A 17,150-nucleotide genomic window follows, 5' to 3' on the forward strand; every position below is an offset into this window, starting at 1 on the left:
ATGTCAGCGGTCAGGTATCGAACAATTGGCGAATTTTGCCATTAAGATAGATTAAAGACGTCCGTTAAACTGTAAAAACGTTCTGACGACACTAATTTAAGTTAAGAAAGTGGCCATCTTTATGAAAGAAAAACCCGTTCTGGGCGATCCTTTGCCAGCGAGCCATCCGGATAATGCTATCCTCTCCATGCTTGGAAAGCGCCGCTCGACGACTGTCGCGATGATGACGGAACCCGGCCCGTCCCCGGCGCAGCTTGATGACATTTTGGAGATCGCCTCGCGGGTGCCCGATCACCGCCGGGTCGTGCCCTATCGTTTCATCGTTTTCGCGGGCGAGGCCCGGGGCCGGGCAGGCAGCATCCTGTCGACTATGTACGGCAACCAGAATCCCGGTGCGGACGCGGCGTCGCTGGCGCTGGAGCAGCAGCGCTTCCTGCGGGCGCCTGTCGTCGTGGCCGTGGTCGCGAAAACGGATCCTGCCCACAAGACGCCGGAATGGGAGCAGGTCCTGTGCTGCGGCGCTGTCTGCCACAACATGCTGTTGGGCGCGAGCGCGTCCGGCTTTGCGGGGCAATGGCTGACCGAGTGGTACGCCTATGATCGCGAGGTTCTGGCAGCCTTTGGCCTGGCGCAGGAAGAGCGCATCGCCGGCTTCATCTATCTTGGGACGGCGAAGGAAGACCCGCTGGAGCGTCCGCGCGTCGAGGCGGCCGATATTACCACCCACTGGCAGGGCGGCTGACGCGATTACCAGATCGCTTTGAGAGCCTCGGCAAGCCGCGGTATCCTGTCTTCGCTCAGCGCCGCGAAGTTCAGCCGGCCCGACGGCATCAGATAGACCGCCTCGTCCCGTTCCAGACGCAGGCGCTGCTGGTCGCTGACCGGCAGACAGGAGAACATGCCCCTCTGGTGCAGCATATAGCGGCTGTCGAAACCGGGCAGGGTCTCGGCGAAATGGTCCACTGTCAGCTGCCTCAGCCGCTTGACGCGGGTTCTTGCCGTTTCGAGCTCGCCCTGCCACTCGGCCTTGAGCGCGGCATCCGTCAGGATGCGGGTAATGACGGCGGCGCCGAGGTCGGGCGGCATGAAATAAAGCCCGCGGATCAGATCGCCCATATGCAGCCATGCTTCCTCTGCCGCCCGCCCGCCCTCAGGGTGCAGCAGCAGCAGCGCCCCGACGCGGTCGCGATAGACGGCGAACGATTTCGAGGACGAAACCGCGATCATCATCTCCGGCATATGCGCCGCCATGTGGCGCAGGCCCGCTGCGTCCGCATCGAGCCCGTCGCCATAGCCCTGATAGGCGCTGTCGACGAGGGGGAGGAGCCGTTGCTCGAGGCAGAAGTCGGTCAGTACACGCCACTGCCCGGGTGACAGATCCGCGCCCGTGGGATTGTGGCAGGCGGCGTGGATGACGAGGACGTCACCGGGCGCAGCCTCTCTGAGGCCGGCCAGCATCGCCTCGAAATCGAGCGTGCCGGTCTGCCAGTCATAATAGGGGTGATAGGCGACTTTGAGCCCGGCGCGGGTGAAGAAATCGACCTGATGCAGCCACACCGGATCGCTGAACCAGATCGTCGTGCCGGGCGCCAGGTCGCGGATCATCTCTGCGGCCACGCGCAGTGCCGCCCCGGCGCCCGGGGTCTGCGCCGTTTTCAGGCGCCCGCTGTCCAGCACCGGATGATCCGTGCCAAGCACCAGTTCCTCGATCGCCCTTGCATAGCCAGCGTTACCCAGCGGGCCGACATAGGCTTTCGTGTCCTGCCGGGCGACGATGTCCGTTTCGGCCTTGCGCACGGCGCTCATCAACGGCGCAGTGCCGTGGCGGTCGCGGAAAACGCCGATCGACAGGTTCATCGCCCCGGGCCGGGTGTCCGCCGCGCAGCGCCGGAAAATGCTCTCGATGACGTCGTCGCGATAATGGGTCAGCTTTTCGAACATGGAATCGCCATAGCCTCTTTTCTGCGATCCGATCAATACTGGGCTCCTTCTTCGATGATATTATTGTGAAGATCGCCGTTTGCTCTGGAAGACCGCCGGACTCGCGCTAAGTCCTTTACCTGACCGGAACGAAGGAAAATCCCATGCCTCTTATCAACAGATCGACTTGCTCTCTCCTGGCGCTGGGCTTGCTGCTCGCAGCCTGCGGCAACGAGCCCGAAACCACTGAAACCGCTGACGATTCCGCCGCAGCCACCGAAGAGGCGACCGGCGACTCCCTCGAAGCCGTCGCCGACGCCGATGCGGAGGCGACCCCGGCTCCGGCGCCGGCTGGCGTTGACTACGCCGTCGCCGAAAGCGGCACCTACACCCCTGACGACGGCCATGCCTATATCGTCTTCAGCTATAATCATCTCGGCTTTTCCAACCCGATGGTCCGCTGGGGCGACTGGGACGCCAATCTGAACTGGGATGCCGACAATCCCGAGAATTCGACCCTCGATGTGACGATCGATGCGACCAGCGTCGATACCGGCGTCGATGACTTCAACACCCACCTGAATTCATCCGACTTCTTCAACACCGCCGAATACCCGCAGATCAGCTTTACCAGCACCGCGCTGGAAGTGACCGGGCCTGAAAGCGGCATCCTTACCGGCGACCTGACGATCAGGGACACGACCATGCCGGTCACCATGGACGTGACGATCAACAAGGCGGGGTTCGAGGAACGCGGCAATGTCCACAAGCTCGGCTTCTCGGGCCGGACGACCGTGCTGCGCTCGGATTTCGGGCTCGACGCCTATGTCCCGAATGTCAGCGACGAAGTCGACATCATCGTTGAGGCCGAATTCGAGAAACCGGCCTGATTATCCCGAATAATGGAATAATGAGGTTCCAAATCGGCAATTAATTTACGACTTGCGAATTGTTAGATGAAATGGCGAGGGCGGGAACGCTGCCCTTCCGGACAATCAATCCCTTTCACCAGAGAAAACTGGAGACCGACCATGAAGAAAAACCTCAGCCTCAGCGCCGCCATCGTCGCCGGCGCGCTCGCCTTCGCCCCCGCCTTTGCCCAGGATACGGCGCCGGCGGGCACCTATGTCGAGGATGATGCCCACGCCTATATCAACTTCACCTATGACCATCAGGGCTATTCCTCCCCCTATCTGCGGTTCAACGATTTTGCCGTCGAGGTAAGCTACGACCCTGAAAATGTCACGGCCAGCACCGTCAACGTCACCATCGATGCTGCCAGCATCGACAGCGGCGTCGATCGCTTCGACGAGCACCTGAACTCCGCCGACTTCTTCGAGACGGAAACATATCCGGAGATCACTTTCGTCAGCACCGGCCTGACCCAGGAAACGGAGACGACCGGCAAGCTGACCGGGGACCTGACGATCAAGGGCATCACCAAGGCGGTGACCCTCGATGTCACGCTCAACAAGATCGGTACCACGATGCAGGGCGATACCCCGAAAATGGGCTTCTCCGCCAAGGGCACGGTCCTGCGCTCCGATTTCGATGTCGACGCCTATGTTCCTTACGTCGGTGACGAAGTCGACCTTATCATCGAGATCGAGCTCGAAAAATCAGAGTAAGGACGAAAGGCTTTAGCGGGAAGGTCATCACCTGACCTTCCCATTTCAGGGAGACGGTTATGGCGACCAAAGCGATCGACCCATCGGACAGATATACCAAGGTTGCCGTCATCCTGCACTGGCTGATCGCCATCCTGATCATCGGCCAGCTCGCCGGCGGCATTTACATGCACAATCTTCCGGCGACGACCTGGAAATTCGAGATTTACCAGTGGCACAAATCCTTCGGCATCATGGTGCTGCTCTTGTCATTGGCGCGCCTCGGCTGGCGTCTGACACACAAGACCCCAGCCTTGCCGGACGGGATGAAGGGCTGGGAGAAGCTTGCCGCGCGTTTCACCCACATCGCATTTTATTTCCTGATCATCGCCGTGCCGCTCGCTGGCTGGCTCATGGTCTCTGCGTCGCCCTATGACCTGCCGACGGTTCTTTTCAAGCTGGTCCCATGGCCGCATCTGCCCGGCATTCCGCAGGATGCGGCGCTGGAAGGCATCTTCAAGGAACTGCACGAAATCATGGCTTTCGCCATCATCGGCCTTCTTGTGCTGCATGTCGGCGCGGCCCTGAAACACCATTTCATCAACCGGGACGGGGTGTTGACCCGCATGATCCCGATACTGAGCAAAAGAGGATAAGACCCATGACATCCTTGTTCGCCAATGCCGCTGCCGCCCTTGCCATGCTCGCCGTCGTCGGCTGCGGCAATGCCAGCGAAGACATCCGCGATGCGGAAACAGCCGCCCCGACGGAGGAAGCCGGGCAAGCCACGGCGCAGACCGGGGCAGCAGACACAGCTCCCGAGGGCGCTGACGTCTGGACCCTCGACCCGGCCGCGTCCTCCGTCACCTTCACCGCGACGCAGCAGGGCGAGGAATTCACGGGCCGGTTTGACAGCTTCAGCGCCGATATCCGTCTCGACCCGGAGAACCTTTCCGGCGCGATGATCGAGGCGCGGATCGACATGGCCTCGGTCGACGCCGGGTCGACCGACCGCAATGACGCCCTGCCGACCAATGACTGGTTCGCCGTGAAGAAATTCCCCGAGGCGACATTCCAATCGAGCGAGATCACCAGCCTTGGCGGCGGACAGTATGAAGCGGCCGGCACCCTGACGATCAAGGGCACCAGCCAGCCGGCGACGCTGCCCTTCACCCTGACGATCGAGGGCGACACGGCGATGGCCACCGGCACGCTGGAACTGACCCGCACCGACTACAATGTCGGCACCGGTGCCTATGAAGACGGCAAATGGGTCGGTCTGCCGGTGACGGTCACCGTCGACATCACCGCCAGCCGCTAGCGCTGATGATGCTGTGTCCGGCTGCCTGTCGCTGACCGGACGCATTGCCTCGCCCGCCAAAATGCCCGACTAATGTCATCGGAGCATTAAAAAAGGAACGCATATGCCGATGACCGGCCGAAGGGTGACTATCCAGACCGTCGCAGATCAGGCCGGTGTATCCAAGAAAACCGTTTCCCGGGTGCTCAACCGCGAAAAAGGCGTCAATCCGCTGACCGAGGAAAAGGTAATGGACGCGGTCAGGGCGCTTGGCTTCAAGCCGAACATTGCCGCGCGCAGCCTTGCCGGGTCACGCTCCTACAATATCGCGCTCGCCTATGATGATCCGAGTTCCGAATACATGGCCGGCATCCAGGGCGGGGTGCTCGAAATCTGCCGTCTGTATGGCTACCACCTGATGCTCGAGCCGCTCGACAAGGCCGACCTCGTGTCAGCCGCCGATGGCCAGGACCAGGAGGCGGAACGGGGCGGAGGCCTGTTCGGCATGCGCCATCTCGACGGTGTCATCCTGATGCCGCCCCTGTCGGACAATGAGCAACTCGTCGATGCCCTCGTCGCCAGTGGTCAGCCGGTGGTGCTGATCTCTTCCGGGCTGGAGCGCGACAATGTCCTGCATGTGCGCATTGACGAGATGCGCGCGGCGCGCGAGATGACCCGGCATCTGATCGAGCTCGGCCATCGCAGGATCGCTTTCATCGTCGGGCGCAAGCATCACGGAGCCGCCCTGCGCCGCCACAAGGGCTTCCTCGCGGAGATGGAGGCCCATGGTCTCGACGTGCCGGCCGGCCGGATCGCCGATGGCGATTTTACCTTCGACTCCGGCATGGCCGCGACCGAACGGCTGCTCGCTTCACCGGACCGCCCGACGGCGATTTTCGCCGGCAACGACCACATGGCCGCCGGGGTGATGGCAAGCCTCTACCAGCACGGCCTGAAAGTGCCTGGCGACATTTCCGTAGCCGGGTTTGACGGGGCGCAGATTGCCAAAATGGTCTGGCCGCCCTTGACCACCGTCAACCAGCCGCTCGACGCCCTTGGGCGGGCCGCGGGCGAACGGCTGATCACCCGTATCCAGCGCGGCGCGGGCGAGGGTGGCGGTGCCCAGACCCTGTCGTCCCGAATGATCGTCGGGGGCACCACAGCGCCGCCGAAATAGTCTGCGGGCACGACAAATGGTCCTGGTGTTACGACGAAAGGCAGTTGCACCGCTCCAGGGGGTTGGGCAGTCTCGTTGCCCGCGCCATATTATGGCACTTGACTATTCTCCGGGGGGATAACTGAAGGAATTCGCATGAAAAAGTTCAAAACCAGATTGATCACCGGCGCGTCCGCCCTCGCAGTCGCGCTGATCGCAGGCGGCCTGCCCATGACGGCAAGTGCACAGGAAGAGATGACACCCATGGCGCAAGCCGACACCAATCCGCTGCTCGCAGAATGGACCGGCCCCTATGAGGGCGTTCCGGCCTTTGACGAGATGCAGCTCGACGCGCTGAAACCGGCGCTCGAAGCCGGCATGGCGATGCAGCTTGCCGAAATCGACGAGATCGCTGCCAGCACGGAGCCTGCGACCTTCGAGAATACGATCGTGCCGCTGGAACGGGCGGGCCGCGAACTCGACCGCGTTTTCACCTATTATGGTATCTGGTCGTCCAACATGTCCTCGCCGGAATTCCGCGAGATCCAGCAGGAGATGGCACCGAAGCTGTCTGAATTCTCGACCAGGATCTCCCAGAACGAGGCGCTGTTCGAGCGCATCAAGGCGGTCAGGGAAGGCGACGGTTATGCCGATCTGCGCGACGACCAGAAGCGCGTCGTTGACCTGACCTATGACGGCTTCGTGCGCAATGGCGCCGAGCTTGATGCCGAGGGCAAGGCGCGCTATGCGGAGATCAATAAGCAGCTTTCCGTTCTGCACACGGATTTCTCCAACAATGTTCTGCATGACGAGGAATATTACGTCACCTATCTGACCGGGGACCAGCTCGGCGGCTTGCCCGACAGCTTCGTCAGGTCGATGGCCGCCGCTGCCGAAGAGCGCGGCCGCCCCGGCGACTACGCCGTCACCAACACCCGCTCCTCGATGGACCCGTTCCTGACTTTCTCGACCGAGCGCGACCTGCGCGAGACGGTCTGGCGGACCTACTACAATCGCGGCGACAACGACGATGAATACGACAATAACGACATCATCGCGAAGATCCTGCAGCTGCGCAACGAGCGTGTCGGCCTTCTCGGCTATGACAATTACGCCCAGTGGCGCCTGGAAGACCGCATGGCGAAGACGCCGGAACAGGCCTATGACCTGATGCTTGCCGTCTGGCCGGCTGCCATTGCCCGGGTCGAGGAAGAGGTCGCCGACATGCAGGCGATTGCCGACGAGGAAGGCGCTGACATCACGATCGAGCCGTGGGACTATCGTTTCTATTCGGAAAAAGTCCGCAAGGCGAAATACGATCTCGACTCGGACGAAGTGAAGCAATATCTCCAGCTCGACAAGCTGCGCGAGGCGATGTTCTTCGTCGCAGGCGAGCTGTTCGGCTTCGACTTCACACCGGTGGAGGAGGGCTCTGTCCCTGTCTTCCATCCTGATGTGAAAGTCTGGGAGGTCACGAACCGCGAGACCGGCGAGAATGTCGGCCTGTGGTATCTCGATCCTTTCGCCCGCCAGGGAAAGCGCTCGGGCGCCTGGGCGACGAGCTATCGCAGCTACACCACCTATGATGGCGAGACCAATGTCCTCGCCTCGAACAATTCCAACTTCATCGAAGGCGCGGAAGGCGAACCTGTCCTTATTTCGTGGGATGATGCGGAGACCTTCTTCCACGAGTTCGGCCATGCCCTCCATTATCTGTCCTCGAATGTCGCCTATCCGACGCTCAATGGCGGCGTGCGCGACTATACCGAGTTCCAGTCGCAATTGCTGGAGCGCTGGCTGCTGACCGAGCCGGTGATCGAGACCTATCTCGTTCATCATGAGACGGGTGAACCGATCCCTGACGACCTCGTTGCCAAGATCAAGAACGCCGCGACCTTCAACCAGGGTTTCGCGACGACGGAATATCTCGCCTCGGCGCTCGTCGACATGAAGTATCACACCGTCGATCCGACCGGCATCGACCCGGACGCCTTCGAGCGCGAAACGCTGGAAGAACTCGGCATGCCGGACGAACTGCCGATGCGTCACCGCTCCCCGCATTTCGGGCACATCTTCTCCGGGGAAGGCTATTCGGCGGGCTATTACGGTTATATGTGGGCCGAGGTGCTGACCGCTGATGCGGCAGAAGCCTTCGCCGACGCGCCGGGCGGCTATTACGACGCCGATATGGCCAAGAAGCTGGTCGAATATCTGTTCGCTCCGCGCAATTCGATGGACCCGGCGGAGGCCTATCGCCTGTTCCGCGGCCGCGACGCCCGGGTCGATGCCCTCATGCGCGATCGCGGTTTCCCGATCCCCGACGGGGAATAGTCAGCGCCTGCTGATGTTATAGACGGTTACACGAAAACCCGGCGAGTCAGCCGGGTTTTCTCTTTCTCCAGCCCGCGAACAGGCCTATGACATGATGTGTTGACACCGGTGTCAGCCGCCATGATAATCATGGACAAAAGAATGATAACATACAGGATGGAAAAATCCTGAAGTTACAACGTGGGAAGGGAACCTGTGTCTTTTTCATTGAAGAATATTCTCCTCGCCGGTACGGCGTTGACGCTCGCAGCCTGCAGCCAGCCTGCCGACAGCAATATCGGCAGCGAACAGCCTGCCGCCGACACCGAGGCGCAAACGCAGACATCTGATGCAGATCAGATGGTCAATCCGGAAATCTGGCCGGACCAGCAATCCGCCATTGGCCGCGATGAGGCCATCGAGGCGCGGATCGCGGACATCCTCAGCCAGATGACGGTCGAGGAAAAAGTTGGCCAGGTCATCCAGGCCGATATCGCCTCCGTCACCCCGGAAGAGGTGCGGGAATACAATCTCGGCTCGGTCCTCAATGGCGGCAGTTCCGCCCCCAATAATGACAATTACTCGCCTCCTGAAGACTGGCTGGCGCTGGCCGACGAGTTCTGGCTCGCCTCGACCGATACCGCCGATGGCGGTGTCGGCATTCCGGCGATCTGGGGCACGGACGCCGTCCACGGCCATTCCAACATTGTCGGCGCGACCCTGTTCCCGCACAATATCGGCCTCGGCGCCATGCGCGATCCGGCCATCATGGAAGAGATCGGCGAGATCACGGCCAGGGAAATGCTGGTCACCGGTCTCGACTGGACCTTCGCGCCGACTGTCGCGGTCGTGCGCAACGACCGCTGGGGCCGGACCTATGAAAGCTATTCCGAGGACCCAGCCATCGTTGCCGAATATGCCCCGCGCATCGTCATCGGCATCCAGGGTCAGCCGGGTACGGATGACTTCCTTTCCGACGAGCACATGATCTCGACTACCAAGCATTTCCTCGGCGACGGCGGAACGGAAGACGGCGTTGACCAGGGCTCCAACCTGGCCTCGGAAGAAGATCTGCGCGATATCCACGCTGCCGGCTATCCCGCAGCGATCGCAGAGGCGGGCATCCAGACCGTCATGCCCTCGTTCAACGACTGGCATGGCCGCAAGATGCATGGCTACAAGGAATTGCTGACCGACGTTCTCGTCGACCGCATGGGCTTTGATGGCTTCACCGTCGGTGACTGGAACGGTCACGGCCAGGTCGCCGGCTGCACCAACATCTCCTGTGCCACGGCCTTCAACGCCGGTCTCGACATGTTCATGGCGCCTGACAGCTGGAAGGGTCTCTACGAGAACACGCTGGCGCAGGTCGAGGACGGAACCATCTCCATGGAGCGTCTCGACGAGGCCGTGTCCCGCATCCTGCGCGTCAAGCTGCGTGCCGGCGTGTTCGAGGCTGGCCTGCCGTCCGAGCGCCCCTATGCGGGTCAGTGGGAACTGCTTGGCAGTGCCGAGCACCGCGAGGTCGCCCGCCGCGCCGTGCGCCAGTCGCTCGTGCTGCTCAAGAACAATGACGGCACGCTGCCGCTTGACCCGTCCCTGAACATCCTGATGGCCGGTGACGGTGCCGACAATATCGGCAAGCAGTCCGGTGGCTGGACCATCAACTGGCAGGGTACGGATAATGAGAACAGCGACTTCCCGGGCGGAACGTCGATCTATGACGGCATTGCTGCGGCCGCCGAAGCTGCCGGTGGCAGTGTCACCCTGTCCGAAGACGGCAGTTTTGACGACAAACCCGATGTCGCCATCGTTGTGTTTGGCGAAGACCCCTATGCCGAATTCCAGGGCGACCGTGCCAATCTGGACTTCACCGATGACGGTCCGCTCGAAACCATGCGCGCGCTGCAGGCAGAGGGTATTCCGGTCGTGTCGGTCTTCCTGTCCGGCCGCCCGATGTTCACCTCGCCCGAGATCAACGCGTCCGATGCCTTTGTTGCCGCCTGGCTGCCCGGGTCGGAAGGTGTCGGCGTTGCCGATGTCCTCATGGCCAAAGTTGATGGCAGCGTGAACCATGACTTCACCGGCACGCTCTCCTTCTCCTGGCCGAAGACGGCGGTGGACGACGTGTTGAATGTCGGCGATGCCGATTACGATCCGCTCTTTGCCTATGGCTATGGCCTGACCTATGGCGATGAGGAAACAATTGGGGACTTGTCCGAAGACTCCGGTCTTGGCGATGCCGCCCTGGTCAGTCTCAACACCCTGATCGTTGCCGGCAACGCCAATTCGCCATGGCGGATGGTCATCACCGACGGCGAGGGTGAAAACCAGATCAGCGGCTCGACCGGGGAAACCCCGAGCGGCTCGCTCTCTGTCGTCCCCGCCGATTATGAAGCGCAGGAAGACACCAGCATCGTGACCTGGACGGCACCGGCGCGCTTCTACATCTCCGGTCAGCCGGTCGACCTGACCCGGCAGACCAATGGCGACATGGTTGTCGAGTTCACCTATCAGGTGACCGGCGATGCGACAGGCAGCACCTCGCTGTTCACCGAATGCGGCACCGATTGCGGCGCGACCCTCGACGTCTCCGGTCAGGTCGCGGACCTCGCCGGCGCCGGCTGGCAGACATCGCAAGTCAAGCTCAGCTGCTTTGCCGAAGCGGGCCTCGATGTCAGCAAGGTGACCGTGCCGTTCGGTATTTCATCGGAGGGTCCGCTCACCGTGCAGATCCAGTCCGCAGAGATTGTCAGCAATGGAGGCGACGCAGATTGCAATTTGTAAAGCAGGCCCGTCTTTGCACCGGGAAGCTGGCCTGACTGCCTTCTGAAGCTGACTAATACTGCCGTGTTCCGTCCTGGCCTTGCCTCATGCGGAACACGGCTTTTTTCTGCCCCGCGGCGAGGCGAACCAGCCAGGACCGGCATTTCGGAACCATCTGTTTAGGTTTCGGTGCTATTGCTTGATGATGATGCTGGAACGTTTCGAATATCTCGCCGAGCGGCTGAGAACCCTCAGTGACGGGCGTCGTCTCGTCTATATTCCCAACCCGGGCAATTATGGCGACGGGCTGATCCGTTATGCGACCAAGCAGTTTCTCGCCGATTTCGGCTTCGAACACCATGAACTCAATATCGGCTATACCCGCGCGCGCTATCAGCTTGCGCCGTGGCTGGCCAAGGGCAATGCCTGCTTCCTTTATGGCGGCGGCGGGGCGTGGTCGGAGCATTACGGCTTTGCCCGCGACTATTGCCGCTTCATCGACCGGGTCACCGGCCGGCTGATGGTGCTGCCATCGACCTATGCGCTTGACGGACTGCCGAAGCGCGCGGTGATGTTCCGCCGCGATGAAGCCCAGAGCGCCGGCTTCGCGCCGCACTCGGAATTTTGCCACGACATGGCGCTCTATGCTGCCTGCCGCACGAAAGGCGAGCAAAAGAGCTGGCCCGCACCGACCAGGGGCACCGGCCTGTTCCTGCGCACCGACCGTGAATCGCGGCTCCCGGCGGATACCCTGCCCGGCGGGAATGTCGATCTCAGTCTCGAGGGCGATCACATGTCCAATGGCGATGACTTCCTCGCCCGCATCGCCGCCTATGAGACGGTCGTCACCGACCGGCTTCATGTCGCCATCGGCGCCTGCATCGTCGGCCGCCAGGTGCGGCTGATCACCGGCAATTATTTCAAGATCAGGGCGATTTACGACGCGTCCCTTGCGCCGTATTTCGGCGATCTCGTCTCGCTGGCCGATGAACCGATGGCCGCCGATGACCTTCTCCTGGCGAGTTGACCGTGAGCGATCAGGAAGATTACAGACAGGAAGCCGTCTTCAGGCCGCATAGCGTGGCGAGGGGGGCAGGCTGGCTTGCCGCCGCTCATGGCGCCTCCTTCCTGATCAAGCTCGCCCTGATCCCGGTACTGACGAGATTGCTGGCGCCCGAGGAGTTCGGCATCGTCGCCGCCTCCATGGCGCTGATCATGTTCATCGCCATCCTTGGCGGGCGCGGCGGCCTGTCGGCTGCCGTCGTCGTTTTCCATCGCGACAACAGTCAGGCCTGGCGCACCGCCTATAGCGTGACCCTTGCCATCGCGGGTTTCTGCGCGCTGGTAATGATCGTCCTCGCGCCGGCGATTTCGAGCCTGATCGGCCTGCCCCAGGCGGTCCCTTACCTGCGCGCCATCGCCTTGCTCACCCCGATCATGCTGTCGGCCGAGTTCATGTCGATCCTGCTCGTGTCCCGGAACAAGTACCGCACCGAGTCCCAGGCCGGTCTTGTCGCAGAAACGACCGCGGCGGTGCTCGCCATCATCGCGGCCTTTCTCGGGGCCGGGGCCTGGGCGCTGGTGCTCCAGCATTTCCTCGCGCAGGGCATCCGCTTCATCGTCTTCACCCGGGCAACGCGCCTCTATCCGGCGCTGCGACCGGATCTTTCGCTGATCCGGCCGATGCTGCCCTATGCGGCGAAATCGACCGGCGGTGAGCTGGTCAACTTCTTCGCCATCCAGGCGCCGGTGCTGCTGGTTTCCCGCGGGCTCGGCGCGGCGAGTGCCGGTCTTTACGGCGTTGCCAACCGGCTATCCTCCTTGCCCGGCGACATCATCCTGCATTCGCTTGCCCGCGTGCTGTTTCCGGCCTTTGCCGAACTGAAAAGCGACGGGGAACGCGCCCGCGCTGTCGTCTGGAGCGGCACGGCGAACACCTTCCTCCTGCTGCCGATCCTGCTCGGCATCGCCGCCGTCTCGGTGCCGCTGACCCGCGTCCTGCTCGGCTGGGAATTCGCGCCTGCCGCGGGCATCCTCGCCGGCCTCGCCATCTCCAAGGCGATCACCGCGCCGTGCGTCGGGCTCTATGCTTTCATGCGTGCGGTCAACAGGTCCGGCACGCTGTTCTGGCTGCTCGCCGCGCGCGCGCTTTTCATCATCGCCGGGGTGATCATCGGCATGGCGCTTGGCGGTCTTGATGGCGCCGCTATCGGCATGGCCGCGTCGAGCCTGCCCGGACTATTGCTCACCTGGCTCGCCGTTCACTCGATTGTCGCCTTCTCCTGGCGCGATGTGCTTGTTCCCTTCGGCAAGATCGCGGCCTGCGGCGCCGTCATGTTCGTCGCCGTCAGCCTCTATGTCGGCTGGGGCGAGGGCGCCGCTGTGAACGAGATCCTTGTCCTGGTTTCCGCGATCGCGCTGGGGGTCATTGTCTATGTCTGCCTCCTTGCCGGCATGTTCTTCCCCGCGATCATCGCCTTCCTGAAAAAGCCGGATACGGAGCATTCTCTGAAAGGCATGATCGACCGCCTGCGCCGGCGTATTGATCGCGGCAGGGCGCCAAAAGCCAGCGCCACCGGCGGGCAGGCATGACCATGCTGTCGATCATCATCACCAATTACAATTACGCCCACTTCCTCCCGGTCGCCATCGACAGCGTGCTGTCCCAGGCCGATGACACTGTCGAGCTGATCGTGGTCGACGACGTCTCCTCGGACAATTCCCGCGCAATCATCGAGGGCTATGGCGAGCGCATTACGCCCGTCCTGCACGATGCCAACAGGGGTCATGGCGGGGCGTTCAATTCAGGCTTTGCCGCCTCGCGCGGCGACCTCGTCATGTTCCTCGATGCCGACGACTTCCTGTTGCCGGGCGCGATCGACACGATCCGCGCCAATGCCGAGAAGGGCGTTGCGATCTATCACTACCGTATGCTGATTGCCGATGAGACCGGTGCCCTCGGCGACCTGTTTCCGCCCGAGCAGCAATCGCTCGCGCGCGGCGACATTGCGGCCAGGCTGCTCACTCATGGCCGCTATGACGGCACGATCACCTCGGGCCTCGTCTTTTCCCGGGCTGCGCTGGAACAGGTCATGCCGATGGAGCAGGAAGCGTTCCGCCAGGGCGGGGACGGATACCTGTCCGCCGTCGTGCCGCTCTATGGCGAAAGCCGCAGTTTCGATACGCCGCTGTCAGGCTATCGCCGGCATGGCGCCAATCATTCGAGCTTTCAGAGCAATTTGCTCAAGCGCACGCGCTGGTATCTCAACCATGACGCCGAGCGCCACCGCGAGATTATCCGTCACGCCCGCGCGCTCGGTCTGCCGGTGGAAGATGACCTCCCGCGCCGCGACAAGGCGCATCTGGAAAGCCGTCTCGTCTCGCTGCTGCTCGCCCCGGAAAGCCATCCCTTCGCAGAGGATACACGCCAGCGCGTCGCCCGCCACGCCCTCAGAGCCATTCCCGACGCCGCGCCATTGCGCACCAAACTCGGCCAGCGGCTGTGGTTCGTCCTCCTTGGCCATGGCCCGAAAGCTGTCGCCCGCAAGCTGGTCATGTGGAAGCTGGAGCCGGGCAGCCGTCCGGTTGCAGTCGCAAAGACCGGCCGTTTCCTGCGCACCCGCCTCGGCCTGATGCTGCGCTAGATCAACCTGCCTTCAAATGGAATCATTTGAAGGCAGAAAAGTTGATCGCTTCCAAAGTGTTAGAGCAGCTCCTCTGCGTCCATGCGGACGCAGGCTGCTCTAGCCTGCATCCATACCGACGCAGCCTGCCCAGCCCGGCGGGACATACCCTGCTCCTCCCCCACGTCTTGGCTGTTGCCATGCGCCCTGTTACTGCTAACATTCTGACTGCCAGCCGATAAGAAACCAAAAAGGCGCTGGCCCGGAAATCATGACAGGCCGACAGGGCCGCGGAGGAAACGATGAAACACCCCAAGGCGCTTCTGGCTGCCCTGACAGCTCTTATCTCGCTCGCGCTTGCCGGTCCGAATGCGCAGGCAGAGGACGGCTACGATCTCTGGCTGCGTTACGAGCAGGCATCCGAAGATCTTCGGCCGGACTACCGCAAGCAGATTTCCGCCATCGCCATTCTGGGCGACAGTCCGACCATCGCCGCCGCGCGCCAGGAAATGGCGACGGGCCTTGCCGGGATCCTCGACAAGACCGTCACCGTCGGCACATCGGTCCCGCGCGGCAATACGCTGGTCGCTGGCACCTATGACGCGCTGTCCGATCTCGATCTCGACCGCGCGGATGTCGGGCCGGAAGGCTATGCCATCACCCAGATGCGCCGCGATGGCCGTATCCTGACAATTATCGCCGCCGACAGCGATATCGGCGTGCTCTATGGCACGTTCGGCTTGCTCCAGCACATGCTGCAGGGTGAACCCATCGCTGGCATCGACCTGGTCTCGCGTCCGGCAACGCAGCACCGCCTGCTCAATCACTGGGACAATCTCGACCGCTATGTCGAGCGCGGCTATGCCGGGCAATCCCTGTGGGACTGGCACAAGCTGCCGGATTATCGCGATCCTCGCTACACGGATTATGCCCGCGCCAATGCCGCGATCGGCGTCAACGGCACGTCGCTGACAAACGTCAACGCCAATGCAGAGGTGCTGACGCCGCAATATCTGGAAAAGGCTGCGCCGCTCGCCGATGTCTTCCGGCCCTACGGTATCAAGGTGTACCTCACCGCGCGTTTCTCGGCCCCGATCGAGATCGGCGGGCTCGACACCGCCGATCCGTCGAACGAAGAGGTGCAAGCCTGGTGGGAAGCCAAAGCCGAGGAAATCTACAATTACATCCCCGATTTCGGCGGCTTCCTGGTCAAGGCCAATTCCGAAGGCCAGCCGGGCCCGCAGGATTATGACCGCAACCATGCCGACGGCGCCAACATGCTCGCCGATGCCGTCGCGCCCCATGGCGGCATCGTCATGTGGCGCGCCTTCGTCTACGCCGCCGACGAGACCCAGGACCGGGCGAAGCAGGCCTGGGAGGAGTTCGTGCCCTTCGATGGCCAGTTCCGCGACAACGTTCTGATCCAGGTCAAGAACGGCCCCATCGACTTCCAGCCGCGCGAGCCGTTCAGCCCGCTCTTTGCCGGGGTCGAGGACACGAAGCTGATGATGGAATTCCAGATCACCAAGGAATATCTCGGCTTTGCCACCCATCTCGCCTATCTCGGCACGATGTGGGAGGAGACGCTGGATGCGCCGGCACAAAGGACGGAGGAGGGTGAGACCCTGACCGTCACCGACATGATGGTGTCCGGCAATGACGCCTACACTGTCAGCGGCATGGCCGGCGTCGCTAACATAGGCACCGACCGCAACTGGTCCGGCTCCATCTTCGACCAGGCCAACTGGTATGCTTTCGGACGCCTTGCCTGGGACCCTGCGCTGGATGCCGAAACGGTCGCCCGCGAATGGGCGGCCATGACCTTCACGCCGGATCGGGCCTTCCTCGATCCGGTCGTCGCCATGATGATGGGCTCGCGCGAGGCGGTTGTCGATTACATGACGCCGCTTGGCCTGCATCATCTGATGGACACCGGTCATCACTATGGCCCCGGCCCGTGGGTCGATGATCTCGACCGTCCGGACTGGAACCCGGCCTATTACCACAAGGCCGACGAGGACGGCATCGGCTTCGACCGCTCGTCCAGCGGCTCCGACGCGGTCTCGCAATATGCCGGTTTCCTGCGCGAAGAATGGGACGATCCGGAAACGACGCCCGACGAACTGCTGCTCTGGTTCCACCATCTCAGCTGGGACTACGAAATGCGCTCGGGCCGCACCCTGTGGGAAGAGATCGTCCACCACTATCAGCGCGGCGTCGACGAGGTCGAGGCCATGCGGGAGACGTGGGACGGGATGGCCCCCTATGTCGACGCCGAACGCCACGCCCAGATCGCCGATTTCCTCGCCATCCAGGAGAAGGAAGCCCGCTGGTGGCGTAACGCCTGTCTTGCCTATTTCATGGAGGTCTCGGGCCGCGACCTGCCGGACGGCTACGAAGCCCCGCCCCATGATGTGGACCATTACAAATCGCTGTATTTCCCGTCGGCACCGGGCAACGGGTAGCCG

Annotated in this window: 13 protein-coding genes; 12 read left to right on the forward strand and 1 reads right to left on the reverse strand. The window is 62.3% G+C overall.

The window, feature by feature from the left end; all coding sequences use genetic code 11:
- Positions 1–121 precede the first annotated feature (121 nt).
- Positions 122–742: a nitroreductase family protein gene (locus tag IEV88_RS02285; RefSeq protein ID WP_188159672.1), complete on the forward strand. Its 621-nt coding sequence runs from the start codon at positions 122–124 to the stop codon at positions 740–742.
- A 5-nt stretch (positions 743–747) separates the two neighbouring features.
- Here the strand turns inward: IEV88_RS02285 and IEV88_RS02290 are convergent, their stop codons facing one another.
- Complete coding sequence (locus IEV88_RS02290; RefSeq protein WP_188159673.1) at positions 748–1,977, reverse strand: amino acid aminotransferase; 1,230 nt, start codon at positions 1,975–1,977, stop codon at positions 748–750.
- A gap of 107 nt (positions 1,978–2,084) precedes the next feature.
- Between IEV88_RS02290 and IEV88_RS02295 the strand changes: the two genes are divergently transcribed.
- From IEV88_RS02295 to IEV88_RS02345, 11 genes are all read left to right on the forward strand, one after another.
- Entirely contained in the window at positions 2,085–2,810 is a 726-nt protein-coding gene (locus IEV88_RS02295; protein ID WP_188159674.1) for a YceI family protein, read from the forward strand.
- A gap of 141 nt (positions 2,811–2,951) precedes the next feature.
- Positions 2,952–3,548: a YceI family protein gene (locus IEV88_RS02300; protein ID WP_188159675.1), complete on the forward strand. Its 597-nt coding sequence runs from the start codon at positions 2,952–2,954 to the stop codon at positions 3,546–3,548.
- A 59-nt stretch (positions 3,549–3,607) separates the two neighbouring features.
- Positions 3,608–4,183: a cytochrome b gene (locus tag IEV88_RS02305; protein WP_188159676.1), complete on the forward strand. Its 576-nt coding sequence runs from the start codon at positions 3,608–3,610 to the stop codon at positions 4,181–4,183.
- Positions 4,184–4,188: 5 nt separating this feature from the next.
- Complete coding sequence (locus IEV88_RS02310) at positions 4,189–4,848, forward strand: YceI family protein (RefSeq protein WP_188159677.1); 660 nt, start codon at positions 4,189–4,191, stop codon at positions 4,846–4,848.
- A gap of 109 nt (positions 4,849–4,957) precedes the next feature.
- Positions 4,958–6,004 (forward strand): LacI family DNA-binding transcriptional regulator, encoded by a 1,047-nt coding sequence (locus IEV88_RS02315; protein WP_188159678.1) that lies wholly within the window; start codon positions 4,958–4,960, stop codon positions 6,002–6,004.
- A 210-nt stretch (positions 6,005–6,214) separates the two neighbouring features.
- Entirely contained in the window at positions 6,215–8,314 is a 2,100-nt protein-coding gene (locus IEV88_RS02320; protein WP_373291171.1) for a M3 family metallopeptidase, read from the forward strand.
- Positions 8,315–8,521: 207 nt separating this feature from the next.
- Positions 8,522–11,080 carry a glycoside hydrolase family 3 protein gene (locus IEV88_RS02325; protein ID WP_206711319.1) on the forward strand — a complete coding sequence of 853 codons (2,559 nt, stop codon included), beginning with the start codon at positions 8,522–8,524 and terminating at the stop codon, positions 11,078–11,080.
- A gap of 181 nt (positions 11,081–11,261) precedes the next feature.
- Positions 11,262–12,086 (forward strand): hypothetical protein, encoded by an 825-nt coding sequence (locus IEV88_RS02330; protein ID WP_188159680.1) that lies wholly within the window; start codon positions 11,262–11,264, stop codon positions 12,084–12,086.
- 2 nt (positions 12,087–12,088) lie between these two features.
- Positions 12,089–13,651 carry an oligosaccharide flippase family protein gene (locus IEV88_RS02335; RefSeq protein WP_188159681.1) on the forward strand — a complete coding sequence of 521 codons (1,563 nt, stop codon included), beginning with the start codon at positions 12,089–12,091 and terminating at the stop codon, positions 13,649–13,651.
- A complete protein-coding gene (locus IEV88_RS02340; protein WP_188159682.1) occupies positions 13,648–14,703 on the forward strand; it encodes a glycosyltransferase family 2 protein in 1,056 nt (351 codons plus the stop codon). Before IEV88_RS02335 ends, IEV88_RS02340 begins: the two co-directional genes overlap by 4 nt.
- 281 nt (positions 14,704–14,984) lie before the next feature.
- Positions 14,985–17,147, forward strand: a complete 2,163-nt coding sequence (locus tag IEV88_RS02345; protein ID WP_188159683.1) for an alpha-glucuronidase family glycosyl hydrolase — start codon at positions 14,985–14,987, stop codon at positions 17,145–17,147.
- Positions 17,148–17,150 lie beyond the last annotated feature (3 nt).

The organism is Aquisalinus flavus, assembly GCF_014640095.1.
Taxonomy (GTDB): domain Bacteria; phylum Pseudomonadota; class Alphaproteobacteria; order Caulobacterales; family Parvularculaceae; genus Aquisalinus; species Aquisalinus flavus.